Raw genomic sequence first — 22,267 nt, 5'->3', positions numbered from 1 at the left:
GCGTTGTCGTACCCCACCTATACGGTGACGCCATGGCTGCCCGTACGAAATCCGCGAAGGACCGGCCGTCCTACCGCTGTACCGAATGCGGCTGGACCACCGCCAAGTGGCTCGGGCGTTGCCCCGAGTGCCAGGCGTGGGGGACGGTCGAGGAGTTCGGCGGCGCGCCCGCCGTGCGCACCACCGCGGCGGGCCGGGTCTCCACGGCGGCCGTGCCGATCGGCCAGGTCGACAGCCGGCAGGCCACCGCCCGGTCGACCGGCGTCGGTGAGCTGGACCGGGTGCTGGGCGGCGGGCTCGTGCCGGGCGCGGTCGTGCTGCTGGCGGGCGAGCCGGGTGTCGGCAAGTCGACGCTGCTGCTGGACGTGGCGGCCAAGGCGGCGAGCGACGACCACCGCACGCTCTATGTGACCGCCGAGGAGTCCGCGAGCCAGGTCCGGATGCGGGCCGACCGGATCAAGGCGATCAACGACCACCTCTATCTCGCGGCGGAGACCGATCTGTCGGCGGTGCTCGGCCATCTGGACGCGGTGAAGCCCTCGCTGCTCGTCCTGGACTCGGTGCAGACGGTCGCCTCGCCCGAGATCGACGGCGCGCCCGGCGGGATGGCGCAGGTCCGGGAGGTCGCCGGGGCGCTGATCCGGGCGTCCAAGGAGCGCGGGATGGCCACGCTGCTCGTCGGCCACGTCACGAAGGACGGCGCGATCGCCGGGCCCCGGCTGCTGGAGCACCTGGTGGACGTGGTGCTCTCCTTCGAGGGCGACCGCCACGCCCGGCTGCGTCTGGTGCGCGGCGTCAAGAATCGTTACGGGGCGACCGACGAGGTCGGCTGCTTCGAGCTGCACGACGAGGGCATCACGGGTCTCGCCGACCCCTCGGGCCTCTTCCTGACCCGCCGCGACGTGGCGGTGCCGGGCACCTGTCTGACGGTGACGCTGGAGGGCAAGCGGCCGCTGGTCGCCGAGGTGCAGGCGCTCACCGTCGACTCGCAGATCCCTTCGCCCCGGCGCACGACCTCCGGTCTGGAGACCTCCCGGGTGTCGATGATGCTCGCGGTTCTGGAGCAGCGCGGCCGGATCACCGCGCTCGGCAAGCGGGACATCTATAGCGCGACGGTGGGCGGCGTGAAGCTCACCGAGCCCGCCGCCGACCTGGCGATCGCGCTCGCGCTGGCCAGTGCGGCCAGCGACACCCCGCTTCCGAAGAACCTGGTCGCGATCGGTGAGGTGGGGCTCGCGGGCGAGGTCAGAAGGGTCACGGGGGTGCAGCGGAGACTGGCCGAGGCGCACCGTCTGGGCTTCACCCATGCCCTGGTCCCGACGGATCCGGGGAAGGTCCCGGCCGGTATGAAGGTCACGGAAGTCGCCGACATGGGCGATGCTCTGCGGGTCCTCCCGCGCCGGTCTCGTCAAGAGGCGCCGCAACCTCGTCAGGAAGACAACGCGCGCCGGTAGACTTTGCCCTGGTCTCGCCCGCCCGTGGACACGGCATGGGGGACGCAAGGGCACCGCAAACCTGTGACCGGAGGAGTGCAGTGGCAGCCAACGACCGGGCGACGACGCCCGGAAAGTCCGGCCAAGGCACCGGTAACGAGGCGCTGATGCGCGCCTCGTTGAGCGCGGTCGCGCCCGGAATGGCCCTGCGGGACGGCCTGGAGCGCATTCTCCGCGGCAATACCGGTGGGCTGATCGTGCTGGGCATGGACAAGACCGTCGAGTCGATGTGTACCGGCGGATTCGTGCTGGACGTGGAGTTCACGGCGACGCGCCTGCGCGAGCTGTGCAAGCTCGACGGGGCGCTGATCCTCGACAAGGACATGACCAAGATCCTGCGGGCCGGTGTGCAGCTGGTCCCGGACGCCTCGATCCACACGGAGGAGACGGGCACCCGGCACCGTACGGCGGACCGGGTCTCCAAGGCGTGCGGCTTCCCCGTCGTCTCGGTCTCCCAGTCGATGCGGCTGATCGCGCTGTACGTGGACGGGGAGCGGCGGGTCCTGGAGGAGTCCTCCGCGATCCTGTCCCGGGCCAATCAGGCGCTCGCCACGCTGGAGCGGTACAAGCTCCGGCTGGACGAGGTGGCGGGCACGCTGTCCGCGCTGGAGATCGAGGACCTGGTCACCGTCCGGGACGTGACGGCGGTGGCACAGCGGCTGGAGATGGTGCGGCGGATCGCCACGGAGATCGCGGAGTACGTGGTCGAGCTCGGCACCGACGGACGGCTCCTCTCACTCCAGCTGGACGAGCTGATCGCGGGCGTGGAGCCGGAGCGGGAGCTGGTGGTCCGGGATTACGTCCCCGAGCCGACGGCGAAACGGTCGCGCACGGTGGCGGAGGCGCTGACCGAGCTGGACGCGCTGAGCCACACGGAGCTGCTGGAGCTGCCGGTGGTGGCGCGGGCGCTGGGCTACAGCGGCTCGCCCGAGACGCTGGACTCGGCGGTCTCCCCGCGGGGCTTCCGGCTGCTGGCGAAGGTGCCGAGGCTGCCGGGGGCGATCATCGAGCGGCTGGTGGAGCACTTCGGGGGTCTGCAGAAGCTGCTGGCCGCGAGTGTGGACGACCTCCAGACGGTGGACGGCGTGGGCGAGGCGCGGGCGCGGAGCGTGCGGGAGGGGCTTTCGCGGTTGGCGGAGTCGTCGATCCTGGAGCGGTACGTCTGAGGCTTGGCGCGGGTCGGGAGGGCGTCCGGGTGGACGCCCTCTTTTGCGTGCCTTGCGCACACGGGCTCGCTCGCGCCCGCCTCAGCCCGTCCTTGAGGACGGAAACCTCGGCCACCACCAGCCCGTCCGGCGTTTGAGGACGGAACCCTGGGCCTGGACAGGCGGTGCCCATAAGGGCTGGCCCGGGCCCGTGAATGCCTCGCCCGCCCACGTCGATGGTTCCGTCCTCAAGCGCCGGACGGGCTGGGATTGCCGGGCTGCCCGGGGCCGTGTGCGCACCGCCCGTCCGCGTGGACGGTTCCGTCCTCAAACGCCGGACGGGCTGGGGTGGGCGCCGGACCGGCTGGGGTGGGCGCCGGACCGGCTGGGGTGGGTGCCGGACCGGCCGGACGTTGCTCAGTCCTTGGACAGGACGAACGAGGCTCGTTGGACCGGTTCGCCGGGGGCCTTCGCCTCCAGGAGGTACGTTCCCGGGCCCGCCTTGCCCGCCGGCGGACTCGCGCAGCCGGGGGCCGACAGCGTGCGGTTCCAGTCCACCGTGTGGATCACCGTCGCGCCCGCCGGGACCTTCAGGAACAGCGGGCCGGCCGCTGCGGGGCAGTCCTTCGAGGACCAGATCGGATCGTCGTCGTCGCCACCGGCCTCGGTGACGGTGAGCACCGCGTTCTTCGGCCCGAAGTCGGCCTTGCACGTGGTCGACGAGGTGTTCTTCGCGATCAGTTCGAACTTCGGCTTGTCGTCGGGGCCGTAACTGACCTTCGTCCGCAGGCTCAACCGCACCGCGTCGGGCTTGCACTCGGGGATCGGGGAGCCGGCCGGGACCTGCTGGCCCGCCGTGCCGCCGCCGCCCGCACCCGAACCGCCCGTGTCCGCACCGGCCGTGTCCCCACCAGCCGTGTCCGCACCGCCTGTTGACGCTCCGTCGGACGCGGAACCGCCGGACGAAGCGCCGTCGTTCGCGCCGCCGGAGGAATCGCCCGTACCGCCGTTCTCGTCCGACTCGTCGCGGCCGCCCGGCTGTTGGCTGATCGCGGGGCCGGAGCTCGACGGCCCGGGGTCGATCGACTTGGCCGGGCCGGAGCCGCCGGACTTGCCGTCGTCCCGGCTCCCCCCGCCGCCTCCTGACGTCACCGCCCAGGCGATCAGCACGGCGAGGAGCGCAACCAGAAGTCCCGCTACCGCCCTTCGACGCCAGTAGATGCTGGAGGGAAGCGGACCGACCGGATTGCGCATAGATCCCACGGTCCGAACTCTACGAGAGATCCGGGCCGACTCCGGCCCCACCCGCCGCTCCGGTCACAAGTTTTGCCGATCATCATCACGGGAACGGGGTCGCGAGCCGGTCACAGGGGACAGAACGGGTGGCGTTGTCACCCCCTGGACCGTCGCACGGGCCGACACCCCCGCGCCCGTGACCGCCGCTCCCTGTTCCGTGCCAGGATCGTCAGTGCCATGACTGCCATGACTTCGACTTCAGCCCAGACGCCCCCCGCCGCCGCCTCCCTCCACACCCCCGTCATCGGGTGGTTCGAGCAGCATGCCCGCGATCTGCCCTGGCGCCGCCCCGAAGCGGGCGCGTGGGGCGTGATGGTCAGCGAGTTCATGCTGCAGCAGACCCCGGTGAGCCGGGTCCTCCCGGTGTACGAACAGTGGCTCGCCCGCTGGCCCCGCCCCGCCGACCTGGCCGCCGAGGCGCCCGGGGAAGCGGTCCGTGCCTGGGGCCGGCTCGGCTACCCGCGCCGCGCCCTGCGCCTGCACGGGGCCGCGCAGGCGATAACGGAACGGCACGGCGGCGATGTGCCGAGCGAGCACGCCCAACTGCTGGCGCTGCCCGGGATCGGCGAGTACACGGCGGCGGCCGTGGCCTCGTTCGCGTACGGACAGCGGCACGCGGTGCTCGACACGAACGTCCGCCGGGTGTTCGCCCGCGCCGCGTCCGGGGTCCAGTACCCGCCGAACGCGACCACGGCCGCCGAGCGCAAGCTCGCGCGGGCGCTGCTGCCCGAGGAGGACGAGCGGGCGGCGCGCTGGGCGGCGGCCACGATGGAGCTGGGCGCGCTCGTGTGCACGGCGCGCAACGAGGACTGCGACCGGTGCCCGATCGCCTCGCGGTGTGCCTGGCGGCTGGCCGGGAAGCCCGCGCATCAGGGGCCGCCGCGCAAGGGGCAGACGTACGCCGGTACCGACCGCCAGGTGCGCGGGCGGCTGCTGGCGGTGTTGCGGGACGCGCTCAATCCCGTACCGCAGGCCGCCCTGGACGCGGTGTGGGAGGAGCCGGTCCAGCGTGCCCGTGCGCTGGACGGGCTGGTGGCGGACGGGCTGGTCGAGCCGTTGGCCGATGGCCGGTACCGCCTTCCGCTGACCTGATTCCCCGCTCCGTCCCCGCTGTTACACAACCGATGGGCAGCCGTGCACCGGCCTACGGCTGCTCCGCACATCGCCGTGACAACGCCTCCGTAGCGTCTTCGACAGCAGGACGGCCGGACCGCGGAACACCCCGCGGCCCGGCGGTACACGGGGATGTTCGGGGACGGAGGCGGTTGTCATGGCGCAGGGCGAGGTGCTCGCGTTCGAGGACTACGTACGCACACGGCAGGAGGCGCTGCTGCGCAGCGCGCGCCGTCTGGTTCCCGACCCCGTCGATGCCCAGGACCTGCTGCAGACCGCCCTGGTGCGCACCTACGGCCGCTGGGACGGCATCGCTGACAAGTCCCTGGCCGACGCCTATCTGCGCCGCGTCATGATCAACACCCGTACGGAGTGGTGGCGGGCGCGCAAGCTCGACGAGGTGCCGACCGAGCAGCTGCCCGACGCGAGCGTCGAGGACGGCAGCGAGCAGCGCGCCGACCGCGCCCTCCTGATGGACATTCTGGGCATTCTGGCTCCCAAGCAGCGCAGCGTCGTCGTACTGCGACACTGGGAGCAGATGAGCACGGAGGAGACGGCCGCGGCGCTCGGCATGTCGGCCGGTACGGTCAAGAGCACGCTGCACCGGGCCCTGGCGCGACTGCGGCAGGAGCTGGAGAGCCGCGAGCTGGACAGCCGCGAGGCGGTCGCCCGGGAGACCGGGGGCCACCGGAGCGCGGCGCCGGTCGCCTCCGCCCGTGTCCCTGCCCAGCGGTCGCCGGTCACGATGGTGCCGGGGGCGAGGGCGCACACACCGGCGCAGCGGAACGGGCGTCACGACGAGCGGGGGATGGAGCGGTGCGCGGCCTGAGCGGCAGCAGCAGCGGCGGAGACACCGCCGGGGACATCGGGGGCGGCTCCGGGGACGGCTCCTTGAGCGGCTCGGACGACGGCGGCGACGCCCCGGGGAGACCGGGCCGGTGCCGGAGCCGGGGCTTCCGGAGCGTTATGGCGGCGAGTGGCACGGCCTTGGCCGGACTCGTCGCCTTCGGGCTGTTCGGCGTCGGCTGCTCCACGGGCGGCACCGGCACCCGGGACGAGGGCCCCGCCGGCAGTCAGCCGGTCGCCCAGATCACCCCGCGGGCCAGCCCTTCCGGCACCACCCCGCCCGTCAGGCGGGTCGACGCCGTGCGGCTCCTCAAGGGCGATCCCCAGGTGGGCGAGCAGGTCAGGGACGGGCTCAAGCCCTGCGCTGGCAAGGCCTATCCGATCGACACCTCGTACGGGTCGATGACCGGCGGCCGGGCCGCCGACGTGGTGGTCAACGTGATGAGCTGCGCCGACTCGGTGGGCGTCGGGACGTATGTGTACCGGGCGGACGGCGACGGCTCGTACAAGAACGTCTTCGCCGCCGAGGTCCCCGCCGTCTACGGAACGATCGACCGGGGCGACCTGGTGGTGACCACCCAGGTCTACGGCTCGAAGGATCCGCTGGCGTACCCGTCCGGTTCGGAGGTGGTCACCTACCGTTGGGCGAGCGACCGCTTCACCGAGCACGACCGGGTGCACAACGACTTCAGCCGTGCCGTCGAGGGCACGGACGGTGATCTGCCCGTGCAGTCGGAGCCGCTGGATCCGGTGGAACCGGTTCCGTCGGACGAGCCGGTGGAGCCGGGCAGGAACTGAACCCGGGCAGGAACGCAGTCGTGCCGGTGAGACGCCGGAACGCCGGTGGAACCGGGCAGGAACGGAAAGCGAGAAGCAGTCCCATGGCCGAGACCCACGTCCTCTTCGTCGAGGACGACGACGTCATCCGCGAGGCCACCCAGCTCGCCCTGGAGCGGGTCGGCTTCACGGTCACCGCGATGCCCGACGGGCTCTCCGGTCTGGAGGCGTTCCGCGCCGACCGGCCGGACATCGCCCTGCTCGACGTGATGGTGCCGGGCCTGGACGGGGTGAGCCTGTGCCGCCGTATCCGGGACGAGTCGACCGTGCCGGTGATCATGCTGTCCGCGCGGGCCGACTCGATCGACGTCGTACTCGGCCTGGAGGCCGGGGCCGACGACTACGTCACCAAGCCCTTCGACGGCGCGGTCCTGGTCGCCCGCATCCGGGCGGTGCTGCGCCGCTTCGGCCACGCGGCCGGGCCGGACGGCCTGGGCCAGGGCGGTGCGGAGGGGGATGCCGAGGGGCTCGGCGGGGTGCTGGTCTTCGGTGATCTGGAGGTCGACACGGACGGCATGGAGGTGCGGCGCGCCGGCGAGCAGGTGGCGCTGACGCCCACCGAGATGCGGCTGCTGCTGGAGTTCTCGTCCGCGCCGGGCACCGTCCTGTCCCGCGACAAGCTCCTGGAGCGGGTCTGGGACTACGGCTGGGGCGGTGACACCCGGGTCGTGGACGTGCACGTCCAGCGGCTGCGGACCAAGATCGGCCAGGACCGGATCGACACGGTCCGCGGCTTCGGCTACAAGCTGCGCGGCTGAGGCGCGGATGAAGCGACGAGTGGGGCGACGGGTGGGGCAACCGGTGACGTGGCCGGTGACGTGGCCGGTGAGGTGCCGATGAAGCGGCTGGCCCTGCGGACCGGTGTCCGCTGGAAGATCAGCATCGCCATCGCGGCGGTCGGCGCGCTCATCGCGGTGGCGCTGAGCCTCGTGGTGCACAACGCCGCCCGCGTCTCGATGATCGAGAACGCCCGCGAGGTGCAGCTGGAACGGCTGCTGGGCGCCCAGCGCTTCTACGAGGCGACGAGCATGCAGAAGGGCGGGCCGAAGTTCGGGGCGAAGCTCAACGACCCGACGATCCCGCCGAGCCTGCGCGACGAGGTCCGCAAGAACCGCCGCGCCACCCATGTGGCGCACGGCTCCGACGGGGTCCCCGAGGTCTGGGCGGCGGTTCCGCTGGCGGGCGGCGACGTGCTCTCGCTGCACACCCGGTTCGCGGACCGCTCCGCCACGATCATGGACGACCTGGACCGGGCCCTGATCATCGGCTCGGTCTCGGTGGTCTTCGGCGGCTGCGCGCTCGGGGTGCTCATCGGCGGCCAGCTCTCGCGCCGGCTGCGCAAGGCGGCGGCCGCGGCGGGCCGGGTCGCCCAGGGGCAGACGGACGTACGGGTCAGGGAGGCCGTCGGCGGGGTCGTCCGCGACGAGACCGACGAGCTGGCGCGGGCGGTCGACGCGCTGACCGACGCGCTGAACGAGCGGATCGAGGCGGAGCGCCGGGTCACCGCGGACATCGCCCATGAGCTGCGTACCCCGGTGACCGGGCTGCTCACGGCGGCCGAGCTGCTGCCGCCGGGCCGCCCCACCGAGCTGGTACGGGACCGGGCCCAGGCGATGCGCACGCTGGTCGAGGACGTCCTGGAGGTGGCCCGCCTGGACAGCGCTTCGGAGCGGGCGGAGCTCCAGGAGCTGCCGCTCGGCGAGTTCGTCAGCCGGCGGATCGGGCTGCTGAACCCCGAGGTGACCGTACGGGTGATCCATGAATCGTGGGTCTCCACCGATCCGCGCCGGCTGGAGCGCATCCTCGGCAATCTGCTCGGGAACGCCGCCAAGCACGGCTCCACCCCGGTGGAGGTCACGGTCGAGGGCCGGGTGGTACGGGTCCGCGACCACGGTCCGGGGTTCCCGGAGGAGCTGCTGCGGGACGGGCCGAGCCGGTTCCGTACGGGCTCCATGGACCGGGCCGGGCACGGACACGGTCTGGGCCTGACGATCGCGGCGGGCCAGGCGAGGGTGCTGGGGGCCCGGCTGACCTTCCGGAACGCGGCGCCCTCGGGTGCGGCGGAGGGCACGGGCGGGGCGATCGCGGTGCTGTGGCTGCCGGAGCACGCGCCGACGGTGACGGGGAGCTTCCCGGTGCTGCGGATGGCGGACCAGCGGCAGCCGTCGGACTGAGCCGCGCGTCCGCCGGGCAGGGGCTCGCCGGGCAGGGCGGCGGAACACCGGGCGCGGGAACGCCGACGGCGACCCCGAGGAGTGAGCCGTGAGGCTGTCCTCGACGTCGCCGTCGGTCGGGTGACCCGGGCGCACGCCCCGGGTACCGGGGTGTAACGGGTCCACTGACACTTTTCGGTTGTGCTGCGGGGGTGTCCGGCGGATCAGGGCCGGACAGACCCTGGGCCCGGCCGGATCAGATGGAGACGTGCACCGAGCGGAGGAACGCGGCCGGGTTCAGCGCCGAGCCGTAGTTCGGGGTGGTGCGGATCTCGAAGTGAAGGTGCGGGCCGCTGGAGTTTCCGGTGTTGCCGGACAGGGCGATCTTCTGGCCCGTCTTCACGGTCTGGCCGATCTTCACGTTGACCTTCGACAGGTGCGCGTACTGCGAGTACTTGCCGTTGGAGTGCTTGATCACGACGGCGTTGCCGTACGCGGGGCCGTCGCCGGCGCCGTTCGGGCCGGCCTTCACGACGGTGCCCTTGTGGGCGGCCACGACGTCGGTGCCGATCGGCACGGCGAAGTCCTGGCCGGAGTGCTTGGCGGCCCAGCGGGCGCCGCCGGTGCCGTAGCTGGCGCTCAGCGTGTACTTCTTGACCGGGGACTTCCAGGAGGCGGCGTTCTTCTTCGCGGCCTTCTTCTTGTCCTCGGCCTTCTTCTTCGCGTCGGAGGCCTTCTTCGCGGCCGCCTTCTTGGCCGCGTCGGCGGCCTTGCCCTGCGCGGTCGCCTGCTGGGCGACCGCGTCGGCGGTGGTGGCGGCGGCGAGGGGGGCGGCAGCGGCGCCGGTGCCGCTGGAGGCGAACGCCGTACCGGCACCCAGCACCACGGACGCCCCCAGGCCGGCGGCCAGGACGGCGCCACGGACGCGGAAGGCGGACGGGCGGATGGTGTGCTGGTTCGTTGCGCGCTTCATACGAGGAAGTCCTCCGGAGGTGAGTGGACCCGGCGTGCTGTCCGGGCTTGCTCCACCTTGGTAACCCGCACCCCCGCCGGTACTCAAACCCCCCATCTACGAAGAAAAGCCGTAGAGGGGGCCGGGGGAATTCAGCGCGCTTGTCCCGTTACGAGGAGGCGGCGCGGGCTACGAAATCCTTCGCGCGGAAGACGTTTAACGCCTGTTCCATGGGCCCCTTTCCGGACATGGCACCGCGAAAGGGCCGTATCGCCCACATCCTCGAAAGGGCCTGCCGACGCCGGGCCGAAGGTCCCGCGGCCGATCATGACCCTTGCTCCTAGCCCGGGTAGTAGGCCTGTTTCGGCCTGTGCGCCTTGTCACCGCCGGTGGGACCTAAGCCCTTCCGATTCGGGACCTTCGGCCTGCTACTTCACTACGCTGACGGGAAAGCGGCGCCGCACCCCGGGGGACCCCATGACGACCGAGAACACCACCCACGCACTGGACGGCATCGAGCTCGCCGATGCCGTCGCGTCCATCCGCAACCAGCTCATCGACGCGGCGACCCGGGCCACGGACCACCCCGTCTCCTTCGCGGTCGGCGACATCCAGATGGAGTTCACCCTGGAACTGCGCCGGGAGGCCGGGGCGGGCGGCAAGGTGAAGGCCTGGGTGGTCGAGGCGGGCGCGGACGCCGCCCGCACCACGGGCCGCACGCACAAGGTGGCCTTCACCCTGACCCCGCGCAACGCCGCGACGGGCGAGGCCTGGGAGATCGGGACGGCGGACGACGGGTCGACGGCGGGGTTCGGCGGGAGCCCCGGGCCGGGCGGGGACGGTGCGGGGGCAGGCCGCCCGTGACCTCGGCGATCCCGCCCGCCGCGCACTTCGGCGACCGTACGGTGGCCGTCTTCGGCGGCCTCCAGGGCAGCGGCGTCCTGCTCACCGACCGGCTGGTCCTGACCTGCGCCCACGTGGTCACGTCGGACTCCGTCCACATCGCCCACCCCGCGCTGGCGGACCGGATACCGGCCACCGTCGCCTGGATCGACCACGAGCTGGACGCGGCCCTGCTGGAGACCCCCGATCCGGTGCACCCGGTCCCGCCCGTGCGGCTCGGCGTGCTCGACACCCGCCAGGCGATACCCGGCTGCGAGATCACCGGCTTTCCACGCGTCCAGCGCTACGGCCGGGACCTGCGCCTGGAGGTGGACCAGTACACGGCGACGGTCCTGCCCATGGCGGGCCGGGTCCGCGATCTGCTGGTCGGCGAGCTGGACGGGGCGCCCGCCGCCCGCCCGGACGCCGAGCCCCCGGCGCTGTCCGGGCTTTCCGGCGGCCCTGTCTTCCTGGGGGACGTGCTGCTGGGCGTGGCCCGCCTGGTGCCCCGGCAACGCGACGGCCGCCGGGTCGAGTGCGTCCCGCTGGAGCGGGCCCTGGCGGCGGAACCGTTCGTCAGGGCCTGCCGCACGGCGGGCCTGGATCCGCGCCGGGAACGGGTCCACGGGCATTTCCCGGGGGACCATCGGTACGAGGCGGAGTACGCCCAGGCGCTGAGCGTCGCGTACCGCCGTACGAAGATCTTCGGCCTCGACGAGCTGAGCAGGCACGACTCGGAGTGGGACCTGAACACGGCCTACCTCAGCCTGGAGGCCCAGTCGCAGGACCGCACCACCCCCGGCCCTCCGCTCCCCCGGCGCATCGACGACCTCCTCGCCGACCGCCCCCGGATCCTGCTGCGTGGCGAGGCGGGCGCGGGCAAGACGACCCTGCTGTGGTGGCTGGCCTCCCACGCCTCGGCGCGCACCCTGGAGGACCACCTGGCCCCGTTGAACGGCCTGGTCCCTCTCGTCGTCCCGCTGCGGACCCTGCGTGCTCGCGGCGGTACGTTCCCGAGCCCGGCGGAGCTGTCGGGTGCGGCGGGCCTGGTGGCGGACGCGGCCCCGGAGGGCTGGGCGGGTCGGGTCCTGGCGTCGGGCCGGGCGTTATTACTGGTGGACGGCCTGGACGAGGTGCCGCCCGAGGACCGCGAACAGGCGCACACCTGGCTCGCCCAGCTGCTGGCCCGCTACCCGGAGACCCGCTGCGTCGCGACCGTACGGCCGCTCGCCGTCGAGCCGGACTGGCTGCGGTCGGAGGGCTTCGAGGAACTGCGTCTGCTGCCGATGCGGACCGAGGACATCCAGGCGTTCGTGGCCTCCTGGCACCGGGCGGCCCGGCTGTCCGAGCAGGAGGACGCCGACCGGCTGGACGAACTGGAACAGGATCTCTCCCGCCAGTTCGACCAGAACCCGACGCTGCGCGATCTGTCGCGTACGCCCCTGCTCTGCGCGGTGATCTGTGCCCTGCACCGCCGCCGCGACGGCTTGCTCCCGGAGACCCGCTGGGACCTCTACCGCTCGGCCCTGAGCCTGCTCCTCGGTGATCGCGACGACCGCCGTCGGATGGGCGAACCCGAGGGCGTCCATCTGCGCGTCGAGGAGCAGGCCCAGATCTTCCAGCGCATCGCGGCCTGGCTGGTCCGCGACGGCCAGTCGGAGTTCACCCGTGCCCAAGCGCTGCGCCTCCTCCGGGACACCCTGCGAGGGATGGAACGGGTGAGGGCCCAGGGGCCTCCGGAGCAGATCCTCGCGTATCTGCTGAACCGCAGCGGCCTGCTCCGGGAGCACGGCGACGACACCTACCAGTTCATCCACCGCACCTTCCAGGACTACCTGGCGGCGAAGGAACTCGTCGAGGACGATCACATCGGGGAACTGGGGAGCCACGCGAACGAGGAGCACTGGCAGGACGTGATCCTGCTGGCGGCGGGACACTGCGACCGAGGTCACCTGGCATCGCTGGTGAGCGGATTGCTGGATACGGGAGAGCGGCACGAGGAGGGGTCGATCGAGCGCATGCGCCTGTGGGTCCGGGCCGCCCTCTGCGCCCAGCACGGGGCCTACTTGGACGAGGCGGTGAGCGAGCGGGTCCGGCGCAGCACGGCGGCGCTGTTCCCGCCGACCGACGAAAGGCAGGTGCGCGCGCTGGTCCGGCTGGGATCGGCCGCTCTGGATTTCCTGCCCGAGCCCGGTCGGGTGGACCGTGAGGATCCTTCCGTCAGGAGCGTGGCGGAGCTGATCGTGCGGATCGGGGGCGCCCCCGGTGTCCCACATGCCCGGGCCTGGCTGCGGTCCCACCCCGGTCTGAGCGGTCTCTTCGGTTCTGCCTGGCCCTTCTTCCCGCCCGAGGAGTACGCCGCCGACGTGCTGGCCCACTGCGATGCCTCGGCCACCGCCCTCGTGGTGGGCGACCGGAAGCGGCTGAGGGCCCTGCGGCACATTCCGGCGGTCAAGGTCCTGGTGCTGACGTCGGACCTGCCCGAGGAGGAGATCGGGGCGGCGTTGAGGGGCCGCCGGGTCGAGGTGCTCGGCATCGACGCGAACGCTCTGCTGGTCCACCTCTCCCACCTCGACGCACTCGCGGACACCGTGTCAAAGCTGACCGTCACTTCGTGCCCGGGGGTACGCGATCTGACGCCGCTCGCCGGACTCCGCCGCCTGAGCATTCTCGGTCTGGACGCGCAGGCGCTGTGCCCCGCCGAACTGGCGCCACTGGCACGGTTCGACCACCTGACGGTCCTGGAGCTGAACAACCTCACGGTGGGCAGGCTGAGCGAGATCGCCGCGCACCCGGGCGTCGAGACTCTGGCGGTGACGAGCGACCGTCCGCTCGTACTGGACGGGCTGGGCGCCTGGGCGTCGCTCACCCGGCTGGAGACCTCCGCGCTCGCCTCTCCGGACGACGCGCTCGTCGCGCTGCGGGACCAGCCCCGGATCACGGGGCTGTGCCTCACCGCGTTCCCCTGGACACACCGGCCGGACTCCAAGCTGTGCGCCCCCGGCATCAGCGACCTGTCCGTCCAGGCCCCTCCGCACACGGAGGACATGGGCATGCTGCGGCAGCTGTTCCCCGGGGTCACCCGGCTCACGGTCGACGCCTCCGCCCGGCGCGTACTGGACCTCACTTCCCTGCACACCTGGCCGGACCTTCAGGTGCGGGTGACCGGGCTGGGGCAACCCCGGCTCATCGGTGCGGAGGAACTGGGCGACCGCCTGACCGTCACCCCGTACTGACCACGGAAAAGGGGCTGCCCCGGACCGGTACGGATACCGGTTCCGGGGCAGCCCCTCACGTGGTGCCCTACGCGGGCGTCACGCGTCCTTCGTCAGGTTCGGGCCGGCGCCGCCTGCCGCCTGCTCGATCGGCGGGACGTCGGGCAGTGCCGACTTCTCCTCGCCGCGGAAGGTGAACTTCTGGTCGTCACCCTCGCCCTCGGTGCCCACGACCACGATGTGACCGGGACGCAGCTCACCGAAGAGGATCTTCTCGGAGAGGATGTCCTCGATCTGCCGCTGGATCGTCCGGCGCAGCGGCCGGGCGCCCATCACGGGGTCGTAGCCCTTCTTCGCCAGGAGCGACTTGGCCTCGGAGCTGAGCTCGATGCCCATGTCGCGGTCCCGGAGACGCTCGTCGACCTTGGCGAGCATGAGGTCGACGATCTGGATGATGTCTTCCTCGGTCAGCTGGTGGAAGACCACCGTGTCGTCGACACGGTTGAGGAATTCCGGCCGGAAGTGCTGCTTGAGCTCTTCGTTGACCTTGGTCTTCATCCGCTCGTAGTTCGTCTTGACGTCACCCTGGGCGGCGAAGCCCAGGTTGAAGCCCTTCGAGATGTCCCGGGTCCCGAGGTTGGTCGTCATGATGATGACCGTGTTCTTGAAGTCCACGACCCGACCCTGGGAGTCGGTCAGGCGACCGTCCTCCAGAATCTGGAGCAGGGAATTGAAGATATCGGGGTGGGCCTTCTCGACCTCGTCGAAGAGGACGACGGAGAACGGCTTGCGGCGCACCTTCTCGGTGAGCTGGCCGCCCTCCTCGTACCCCACGTAGCCGGGGGGCGAACCGAAGAGGCGGGAAACCGTGTGCTTCTCGCTGAACTCCGACATGTCGAGGGAGATCAGCGCGTCCTCGTCGCCGAAGAGGAATTCGGCGAGCGTCTTGGAGAGCTCGGTCTTACCGACACCGGACGGGCCGGCGAAGATGAACGAGCCACCGGGGCGCTTCGGGTCCTTCAGGCCGGCTCGCGTACGGCGGATCGCCTGCGAAAGGGCCTTGATGGCGTCCTTCTGCCCGATGACGCGCTTGTGGAGCTCGTCCTCCATGCGCAGCAGACGGGAGGACTCCTCCTCCGTCAGCTTGAAGACCGGGATTCCGGTGGCCGTGGCCAGGACTTCGGCGATGAGCTCGCCGTCGACCTCGGCGACGACGTCCATGTCGCCGGCCTTCCATTCCTTCTCCCGCTTGGCCTTCGCCGCCAGCAGCTGCTTCTCCTTGTCGCGGAGCGAAGCTGCCTTCTCGAAGTCCTGGGAGTCGATGGCCGACTCCTTGTCGCGGCGGACGCCCGCGATCTTCTCGTCGAACTCGCGGAGGTCCGGCGGCGCGGTCATCCGGCGGATGCGCATCCGGGAGCCGGCCTCGTCGATCAGGTCGATCGCCTTGTCCGGCAGGAAGCGGTCCGAGATGTACCTGTCTGCCAAGGTCGCGGCCTGGACGAGGGCCTCGTCCGTGATGGAGACCCGGTGGTGGGCCTCGTAACGGTCGCGCAGACCCTTGAGGATCTCGATGGTGTGCGGCAGCGACGGCTCCGCGACCTGGATGGGCTGGAAGCGGCGCTCGAGAGCGGCGTCCTTCTCCAGGTGCTTGCGGTACTCGTCGAGCGTGGTGGCGCCGATGGTCTGGAGCTCACCGCGCGCCAGCATGGGCTTCAGGATCGAAGCCGCGTCGATGGCGCCTTCCGCGGCACCCGCACCGACCAGCGTGTGGAGCTCGTCGATGAACAGGATGATGTCGCCGCGGGTGCGGATCTCCTTGAGGACCTTCTTCAGGCGCTCCTCGAAGTCACCCCGGTACCGCGAACCGGCGACCAGGGCGCCGAGGTCCAGGGTGTAGAGGTGCTTGTCCTTGAGGGTCTCGGGCACCTCGCCCTTGACGATCGCCTGGGCCAGGCCCTCGACGACCGCCGTCTTGCCGACGCCGGGCTCGCCGATGAGGACCGGGTTGTTCTTGGTCCGGCGGGACAGCACCTGCATGACCCGCTCGATCTCCTTCTCGCGCCCGATGACCGGGTCGAGCTTGGACTCACGAGCGGCCTGGGTGAGATTCCGGCCGAACTGGTCGAGCACCAGGGACGTGGAGGGCGTGCCCTCGGCGGGACCGCCCGCGGTCGCCGCCTCCTTGCCGCCCGAATACCCGGAAAGCAGCTGGATGACCTGCTGCCGGACCCGGTTCAGGTCGGCGCCCAGCTTCACGAGGACCTGGGCGGCGACGCCCTCGCCCTCGCGGATCAGGCCGAGCAGGATGTGCTCGGTGCCGATGTAGTTGTGGCCCAGCTGAAGAGCCTCGCGGAGCGACAGCTCCAGGACCTTCTTGGCTCGCGGGGTGAAGGGGATGTGCCCGGAAGGAGCCTGCTGGCCCTGTCCGATGATCTCCTCCACCTGCTGGCGGACCGCCTCGAGCGAAATCCCGAGGCTCTCCAGGGCCTTAGCGGCGACACCCTCACCCTCATGGATCAGGCCCAGGAGGATGTGCTCGGTGCCGATGTAGTTGTGGTTGAGCATCCGGGCTTCTTCCTGAGCCAGGACGACAACCCGCCGCGCGCGGTCGGTGAACCTCTCGAACATCGTTAATCGCTCCTCAGAGCGGTCGGTCAGTGAGGGGTCGGTCCCCTCCCAGTCCTTCCGCATGCTAGTCCCGCAGGACGGGACAGCTCATTCCAACTGCCGACATCCGTCCGGATCACCCCGCGCCGGGCGGGGATTCTTACTGCCGAACAGCTGACAACTGCTCCAACCCGATGGTGCGAGACGATGTTCCCGCAGGCCAGGCAGATACCCCTTTCGCCAGTACGCCGATGGCGAACGTGAGACGCCTCGGCCAGCGTGTCGCCCCTTCCCACTAGGAAAGTCTTACCCGCAATCACTGACAGTCCATGCGGCGCGCCCCGGTTCCCTCCGCTACGGGCGAACAACCTCGCGCTGCTCAACGCCCTCGCACGCCCCCACGGGCGGCACGCAACGTGATGCGGCGCGGACCCTGCGTAACTCCGGGGGCGGTTCGGCGGTTCATCGGGCATGACCCCCACCGTCCCGCAGCCCCGATCGTCGCCCGATGCCGCTCCGGGTTCCGCCGACGCCGCTCTCGCCCGGCGGTACGCGGGGGCGCTGGGCTGGGCGACCGAGGGGCGCGCTCCGCTGCGGCTGCTCACCGGGGTGCGCTTCGATGTGCTGGAGCTGCCCGCCGAGGCCGGTCACGCCGTGCTGCGGCGCGGGGTGCGCACCGGTCCCGTGCTGCTGTCCGGTGCGCGGATGGGGCTGCTGGTCGCCGCGGGCGGCGCCGATGAGCTGCCGGGGCTGCTCGACTGGCTGGAGTGGGGTCCGGTCCCGCTGGACCTGACCGCCGTGGGTGCGGGGGGCCGCGTCACGGCCCCGCCTCTCCCCGGAGCCCCGGGGGACTCGCCGGGGGCCGCGCGCTGGCTGCGGCCCCCAGAGCCGAGGCATGCGCCCGAGCCGGCGCTGCCGGCTCTCACGGGCTTCGGGAGCAGCGGTGGGGATGCCCCCGATCTCGTACGCCTGGTGGACGCCGCGGCTACGGAATGCCATCGGGTCCGGTTGTCACGCGCCCGTTCCGGGGTGCCGACAAGGGGTTCCGCGGATCAGCCGTTGGCCTTCTCGTAAGCCTCACGGATCTCGGCGGGAACGCGGCCGCGGTCATTCACATTGTGGCCGTTCTCCCGCGCCCACCGGCGGATTTCCGCGGTGTCCTTGTTACCGCCGGCCACGGCGCGGCCCTTGCCACGGCCCGTGGCGGCACGGCCACCGGTACGACGTCCACCCTTGGTGTAGGGCTCGAGAAGGCCGCGAAGCTTGTCCGCGTTGGCCGTGGTGAGGTCGATCTCGTACGTCTTGCCGTCGAGAGCGAACGTGACGGTCTCGTCGGCCTCGACACCGTCGAGGTCATCGACAAGAAGGACCTGAACCTTCTGTGCCACGGGATATCCTTTCATCGAAAATGGAGTACGCGGAAAGGAAACCGCTTTTCCCTCGAAAACACAAACCCTCGGGAGAGGTTCAGCAGCCCGAGAAGACGGGAAACGTGCGCGATTCGGACATAGGGTTGCAGGTCCTTCTGCAGATCACAGGTGTAGAAGCATCCGGCTGTTGCCCAAGGTGTTCGGCTTCACTCGTTCGAGACCGAGGAACTCCGCGACACCCTCGTCGTAGGAACGCAGCAGCTCGCTGTAGACATCGGTGTCGACAGGCGTCTCTCCGATCTCGACGAAGCCGTGCTTCGCGAAGAAGTCCACTTCGAAGGTGAGACAGAAAACCCTGCGGACACCGAGCCATCGCGCGGTCTGCAAGAGCTTGTCCAGTACGTGATGCCCGACGCCCGCGCCCTTGATGCGGGGGTCGACGGCAAGGGTCCGTACTTCCGCCAGGTCTTCCCACATGACATGAAGTGCCCCGCAGCCGATGACCGTCGCGTCCTCGTCGCGTTCCGCGACCCAGAACTCCTGGATGTCCTCGTAAAGGGTGACGGTCGCTTTGTCGAGCAGGATGCCTCCGGACACGTACCCGTCGAGGAGTCGTCGTACCGACGCGACATCACTCGTCCTGGCCCGCCGCACGGTGATGGCGGGCTTATTTACCGACGGGTCGGTATGGAGTTCGGTTTCCGGATCGCTTTGCGGCTGCTCTGAGGACATGCCCCGACGCTATCGCCCGCTCTCCGGCGTCGCGTCATCGGCCGGGGCGCCATCTCCGGCGGTGTCCGCGGTCGGTTCCGCGGGGTTGCCGGGGGCAGTTTCGGCGGGGTCGCCGGGGGCGGTTTCGGCAGGGTTGGGGGAAACCATGCGAACGGCATCCTGCAGCGCTTCGCGCTGCTCGGCGGACATCATGCCGAAGAACGCGACAAGTGCGGCGGCGGGGTTGTCGCTGTGTGACCAGGCTTCGTTCATCAGCGCGGCCGAGTAGGCGGCCCTGGTGGAGACGGCCGTATATCGATAGGCGCGGCCGTCGACTTCCCTGCGTACCCAGCCCTTCTGATGGAGATTGTCCATTACCGTCATCACGGTCGTGTAGGCGATGGACCGCTCCTGCTGAAGGTCCTCGAGGACTTCCCGCACGGTGACCGGCCTGTTCCATTGCCAGACGCGTGTCATCACGGCGTCTTCGAGGTCTCCCAATTGACGGGGCACGAGATCACTTTAGTGCTAGATGTCCTGAATGTTCTGGTATTTACACAGCAAAAGAGCGCACGGCTCCGACGAGTCGTGCGCTCCTGGGACGTACGCCGGGAAGACGCGGTGCGGGCGGACCGCTCCCGCGGTCAGACGTTCTCCGGACGAGCGGTCTGCTTTACGGTTTCCGCGCGGGCCAGCGCCGCGTCCACCGCGCCGTCCTCCTTGGTCTTGTTCGGACCACCCTGACTCTTGACGATGATCACGATCAGAGCGATGAAGAAGACGGCCATCACCACGGGCGGCACGAGCGCGGATACATAGTCCATGCCGTCCAGAGTAGCGAGCCCCGGACGCCCCGACGCGGCGCCCTCCCGGTGGAGGCCGCCGCGTCGGGACCGAGCGGGGGTGCGGGTGCGGTCAGCCGGCCGCCCGCTCCTCGGACGGGGGCGGTGCGGGCCGGCGGCGCGGCGGGAAGACCTCGGAGGGCTTGGGCATCGGGCGGTCGCCGGGCTTCTGCGGGCGGCCCGGGGCGGCCGGGGTCCTGGGTCGGTCCGGTTCCCGGTCTGCGGCGCGGCCGCCGGGCAGGGCGAGCAGCCGGCTGCGGGGCCCCGGGGCCGTGAGTCCGGCGGAGCGGCCGGCGAGCCGGGCCCGTACGGAACGCTCGGCGAGCACCTGACAGCGCTCCAGGAGGGCCGCCGCGAGCCGCCCCCCGCGCAGGGCCCGCAGGGCGGCCAGATCGTCCGGGCGGGGGTCGTAGCCGGCCGCCAGGGCGTCCTGGAGCAGCTCCAGATAGCCGGTGGCGGAGCCGGGGAGGGCGTTGCGGTAGCGGGCGAGGTCGGCGAGGAGGAACGCTCGCAGCCGACCCGCCTCGCCGGCCGCCTCGTCCACGGAGCCGGCGAGCCGCAGGCAGTCCTGGACGTCCTCGTCGGACAGGGGCATGGGGTGGAGGGCGATGGCGAGGGCACGTCGGAGCACCCGCAGCTCGTCCGCGCTGAACGCCATGCCGCCTCGTGAACCGTAGGGCGTGGGCATAACGCGACAATACGTGCTAAATGGACAAAATCCGTTTAACTGGTCGTCGGTGGCGCGGCGTGCCCGGCCCGGTCCTCCGGCCCCGCCCCCGGCCGTTCCCGCAGGTACCGCCGGGGTTCCGGCGAGCCGGCCGCTACGACCGGGACACGTTCCGCTCGTACACCAGGCGCAGCCCGATGAGCGTCAGCCACGGCTCGTGCTCGTCGATGACCGAGGACTCCCCCAACACCATCGGAGCAAGGCCGCCCGTCGCGATGACCGTGACGTCGTCCGGGTCGGCGGCCAGCTCCTTCTTCATCCGGGCGACCACCCCGTCGACCTGGCCCGCGAAGCCGTAGATGATGCCGGACTGCATGGCCTCGACGGTGTTCTTGCCGATCACGCTGCGCGGCCGGGCCAGCTCGATCTTGCGGAGCTGGGCGCCCCGGACACCGAGCGCCTCGACCGAGATCTCGATGCCGGGGGCGATCACCCCGCCCGCGTACTCGCCGCGCGGGGAGACCGCGTCGAAGGTGGTGGCGGTGCCGAAGTCGACGACGATCGCCGGGCCCCCGTACAACTCGACGGCGGCGACCGCGTTGATGATGCGGTCCGCGCCGACCTCCTTGGGGTTGTCCATCAGGATCGGCACGCCGGTCTTGACGCCCGGCTCCACCAGGACGGCGGGGACGTCGCCGTAGTAGCGGCGGGTGACCTCGCGCAGTTCGTGCAGGACCGAGGGGACGGTGGCGCAGATCGCGATGCCCTCGATGCCGTCGCCCAGCTCCATGCCGAGCAGCGGGTGCATGCCCATCAGGCCCTGGAGCAGGACGGCCAGCTCGTCGGCGGTGCGGCGGGCGTCGGTGGAGATCCGCCAGTGCTCGACGATCTCCTCGCCGTCGAAGAGGCCGAGGACCGTGTGCGTGTTGCCGACGTCGATGGTGAGCAGCATCAGGCGTCGGCCCCGTCGGTGGCGGAGGTGCCGGTGGCGGATGCGTCGGCGTCGCGGAAGTCCAGGCCGATGTCGAGGATCGGCGAGGAGTGGGTGAGCGCCCCGACCGCGAGATAGTCGACGCCCGCGTCCGCGTAGGCGCGGGCCGAGTCGAGGGTGAGGCGGCCCGAGGACTCCAGGATCGCCCGCCCGTCGACCAGGGCGACCGCCTCGGCGGTCTCGGCCGGGGTGAAGTTGTCCAGCAGGATCAGGTCGACGCCCGCGTCCAGCACCTCGCGGACCTGGTCCATCGTGTCGACCTCGACCTCGATGGGCAGCTCGGGGAACTCGGCGCGGACCCGCTTGAACGCCTCGGCGACGCCGCCCGCCGCGATCACGTGGTTGTCCTTGACCAGGGCCGCGTCGGAGAGCGACATCCGGTGGTTGACGCCGCCGCCGCAGCGCACCGCGTACTTCTCCAGCGCGCGCAGGCCCGCCGTCGTCTTACGGGTGTCGCGGACCCGGGCCTTGGAGCCCTCCAGCACATCCGCCCAGGCGCGGGTGGCGGTCGCGATGCCCGAGAGGCGGCAGAGCAGGTTCAGCGCGCTGCGCTCGCCGGTCAGCAGGTCGCGGGTGCGGGTGGTGACGGTCAGCAGCTTCTGGCCGGGGACGATCCGGTCGCCGTCCTCGACGTGCCGCTCGACCTCGAACTCCTCGGTACAGACGATCGACAGGACCGCCTCGGCGACCCGGAGCCCGGCCACCACGCCCGCCTCGCGGGCGGTGAAGTCACCGGTGATCACGGCGTCCTCGGGGACGGTCGCCACGGTCGTGACGTCCACCCCGCCGTCGAGGTCCTCCTCGATCGCCACATGGGCGACGTCCTCGACCTGGACGGGGTCGAGCCCCGCCTGGGCCAGCAGCAGGGCGAGCGCCGGGTCCAGGCCGCACTCCAGGGCTTCGGGGTCGAACCCGTCGTCACCGCCGCAGCCGCAGCCGTCGCCGCAGCCGCCTCCCGCCGGTGCGGACGATGCGGGCGCGCCGACGCTGATCAGCGGTACGTCCACGGGTGTGGGGCGCGGATTCTCTTCGGGCGTGCTCACGGTGTCGGCTCCTCGGGGGCGTGGCGGGCGGTGCGGGTGCGGCTGGTGCTTCGGGTGGTGCCGGTGGTGCGTGTGTTGCTGCCGGTGCTGCCGGTGCTGCCCCG

General features: G+C 71.3%; 20 protein-coding genes. 10 read left to right on the top strand and 10 right to left on the bottom strand.

Features of this window, described 5'->3' with window-relative positions; genetic code table 11:
* The first annotated feature begins 32 nt into the window (after window positions 1–32).
* Window positions 33–1,454 carry a DNA repair protein RadA gene (gene radA, locus ACIQPT_RS15985; RefSeq protein WP_401156326.1) on the top strand — a complete coding sequence of 474 codons (1,422 nt, stop codon included), beginning with the start codon at window positions 33–35 and terminating at the stop codon, window positions 1,452–1,454.
* A gap of 80 nt (window positions 1,455–1,534) precedes the next feature.
* On the top strand, window positions 1,535–2,659 hold the full coding sequence (disA, locus tag ACIQPT_RS15980; RefSeq protein WP_003968311.1) for a DNA integrity scanning diadenylate cyclase DisA: 1,125 nt from the start codon (window positions 1,535–1,537) through the stop codon (window positions 2,657–2,659).
* Window positions 2,660–3,055: 396 nt separating this feature from the next.
* Here the strand turns inward: disA and ACIQPT_RS15975 are convergent, their stop codons facing one another.
* On the bottom strand, window positions 3,056–3,808 hold the full coding sequence (locus tag ACIQPT_RS15975; RefSeq protein ID WP_401156368.1) for a hypothetical protein: 753 nt from the start codon (window positions 3,806–3,808) through the stop codon (window positions 3,056–3,058).
* Between the two features lie 303 nt (window positions 3,809–4,111).
* Here ACIQPT_RS15975 and ACIQPT_RS15970 point away from each other — a divergent pair, with 303 nt between their 5' ends.
* From ACIQPT_RS15970 to cseC, 5 genes are all read left to right on the top strand, one after another.
* The gene (locus ACIQPT_RS15970) at window positions 4,112–5,026 is read left to right on the top strand and encodes an A/G-specific adenine glycosylase (protein WP_401156324.1); all 915 of its coding nucleotides are present in this window, start codon (window positions 4,112–4,114) and stop codon (window positions 5,024–5,026) included.
* A 178-nt stretch (window positions 5,027–5,204) separates the two neighbouring features.
* Window positions 5,205–5,876 carry a SigE family RNA polymerase sigma factor gene (locus ACIQPT_RS15965; RefSeq protein WP_401156323.1) on the top strand — a complete coding sequence of 224 codons (672 nt, stop codon included), beginning with the start codon at window positions 5,205–5,207 and terminating at the stop codon, window positions 5,874–5,876.
* A gap of 137 nt (window positions 5,877–6,013) precedes the next feature.
* Complete coding sequence (locus ACIQPT_RS15960) at window positions 6,014–6,691, top strand: hypothetical protein (RefSeq protein WP_401156321.1); 678 nt, start codon at window positions 6,014–6,016, stop codon at window positions 6,689–6,691.
* An 83-nt stretch (window positions 6,692–6,774) separates the two neighbouring features.
* Window positions 6,775–7,488, top strand: coding sequence for a two-component system response regulator CseB (cseB, locus tag ACIQPT_RS15955; RefSeq protein ID WP_401156319.1), 714 nt, complete (start codon window positions 6,775–6,777; stop codon window positions 7,486–7,488).
* 78 nt (window positions 7,489–7,566) lie between these two features.
* Window positions 7,567–8,904 carry a two-component system sensor histidine kinase CseC gene (gene cseC, locus ACIQPT_RS15950; RefSeq protein ID WP_401156366.1) on the top strand — a complete coding sequence of 446 codons (1,338 nt, stop codon included), beginning with the start codon at window positions 7,567–7,569 and terminating at the stop codon, window positions 8,902–8,904.
* Window positions 8,905–9,139: 235 nt separating this feature from the next.
* On the opposite strand, the gene ACIQPT_RS15945 is transcribed toward cseC, so the two are convergent.
* Entirely contained in the window at window positions 9,140–9,856 is a 717-nt protein-coding gene (locus ACIQPT_RS15945; RefSeq protein ID WP_401156317.1) for a M23 family metallopeptidase, read from the bottom strand.
* A 456-nt stretch (window positions 9,857–10,312) separates the two neighbouring features.
* Here ACIQPT_RS15945 and ACIQPT_RS15940 point away from each other — a divergent pair, with 456 nt between their 5' ends.
* Both ACIQPT_RS15940 and ACIQPT_RS15935 read left to right on the top strand, forming a co-directional pair.
* Window positions 10,313–10,699 (top strand): trypco2 family protein, encoded by a 387-nt coding sequence (locus ACIQPT_RS15940; RefSeq protein ID WP_401156316.1) that lies wholly within the window; start codon window positions 10,313–10,315, stop codon window positions 10,697–10,699.
* Window positions 10,696–13,953, top strand: a complete 3,258-nt coding sequence (locus ACIQPT_RS15935; RefSeq protein ID WP_401156314.1) for an NACHT domain-containing protein — start codon at window positions 10,696–10,698, stop codon at window positions 13,951–13,953. The genes ACIQPT_RS15940 and ACIQPT_RS15935 overlap by 4 nt, the downstream gene beginning before the upstream one ends.
* Window positions 13,954–14,031: 78 nt before the next feature.
* Here ACIQPT_RS15935 and ACIQPT_RS15930 read toward each other — a convergent pair whose 3' ends face one another.
* Complete coding sequence (locus ACIQPT_RS15930; RefSeq protein ID WP_069757166.1) at window positions 14,032–16,560, bottom strand: ATP-dependent Clp protease ATP-binding subunit; 2,529 nt, start codon at window positions 16,558–16,560, stop codon at window positions 14,032–14,034.
* A 450-nt stretch (window positions 16,561–17,010) separates the two neighbouring features.
* Between ACIQPT_RS15930 and ACIQPT_RS15925 the strand changes: the two genes are divergently transcribed.
* The gene (locus ACIQPT_RS15925; RefSeq protein WP_401156312.1) at window positions 17,011–17,613 is read left to right on the top strand and encodes an SCO3374 family protein; all 603 of its coding nucleotides are present in this window, start codon (window positions 17,011–17,013) and stop codon (window positions 17,611–17,613) included.
* Here ACIQPT_RS15925 and ACIQPT_RS15920 read toward each other — a convergent pair.
* The 7 genes from ACIQPT_RS15920 to nadC form a co-directional block, all read right to left on the bottom strand.
* The gene (locus tag ACIQPT_RS15920) at window positions 17,592–17,927 is read right to left on the bottom strand and encodes an Lsr2 family protein (RefSeq protein WP_003968298.1); all 336 of its coding nucleotides are present in this window, start codon (window positions 17,925–17,927) and stop codon (window positions 17,592–17,594) included. The genes ACIQPT_RS15925 and ACIQPT_RS15920 overlap by 22 nt on opposite strands.
* Before the next feature lie 144 nt (window positions 17,928–18,071).
* Complete coding sequence (locus tag ACIQPT_RS15915; RefSeq protein WP_401156310.1) at window positions 18,072–18,641, bottom strand: amino-acid N-acetyltransferase; 570 nt, start codon at window positions 18,639–18,641, stop codon at window positions 18,072–18,074.
* A 9-nt stretch (window positions 18,642–18,650) separates the two neighbouring features.
* Complete coding sequence (locus tag ACIQPT_RS15910; protein ID WP_401156309.1) at window positions 18,651–19,133, bottom strand: BlaI/MecI/CopY family transcriptional regulator; 483 nt, start codon at window positions 19,131–19,133, stop codon at window positions 18,651–18,653.
* Between the two features lie 131 nt (window positions 19,134–19,264).
* Complete coding sequence (locus ACIQPT_RS15905; RefSeq protein ID WP_401156308.1) at window positions 19,265–19,444, bottom strand: hypothetical protein; 180 nt, start codon at window positions 19,442–19,444, stop codon at window positions 19,265–19,267.
* A 91-nt stretch (window positions 19,445–19,535) separates the two neighbouring features.
* Window positions 19,536–20,120, bottom strand: coding sequence for a hypothetical protein (locus ACIQPT_RS15900; protein WP_401156364.1), 585 nt, complete (start codon window positions 20,118–20,120; stop codon window positions 19,536–19,538).
* A gap of 163 nt (window positions 20,121–20,283) precedes the next feature.
* Window positions 20,284–21,081 carry a type III pantothenate kinase gene (locus ACIQPT_RS15895; protein WP_030087892.1) on the bottom strand — a complete coding sequence of 266 codons (798 nt, stop codon included), beginning with the start codon at window positions 21,079–21,081 and terminating at the stop codon, window positions 20,284–20,286.
* Window positions 21,081–22,163, bottom strand: a complete 1,083-nt coding sequence (gene nadC, locus ACIQPT_RS15890) for a carboxylating nicotinate-nucleotide diphosphorylase (RefSeq protein WP_401156306.1) — start codon at window positions 22,161–22,163, stop codon at window positions 21,081–21,083. The genes ACIQPT_RS15895 and nadC overlap by 1 nt, the downstream gene beginning before the upstream one ends.
* Between the last annotated feature and the right edge of the window lie 104 nt (window positions 22,164–22,267).

Origin of the sequence: Streptomyces sp. NPDC091289 (genome assembly GCF_044757365.1) — a bacterium.
GTDB lineage: Bacteria > Actinomycetota > Actinomycetes > Streptomycetales > Streptomycetaceae > Streptomyces.
Note: the sequence above shows the minus strand (reverse complement) of the source record. Positions and strands in the feature narration are given on the sequence as shown.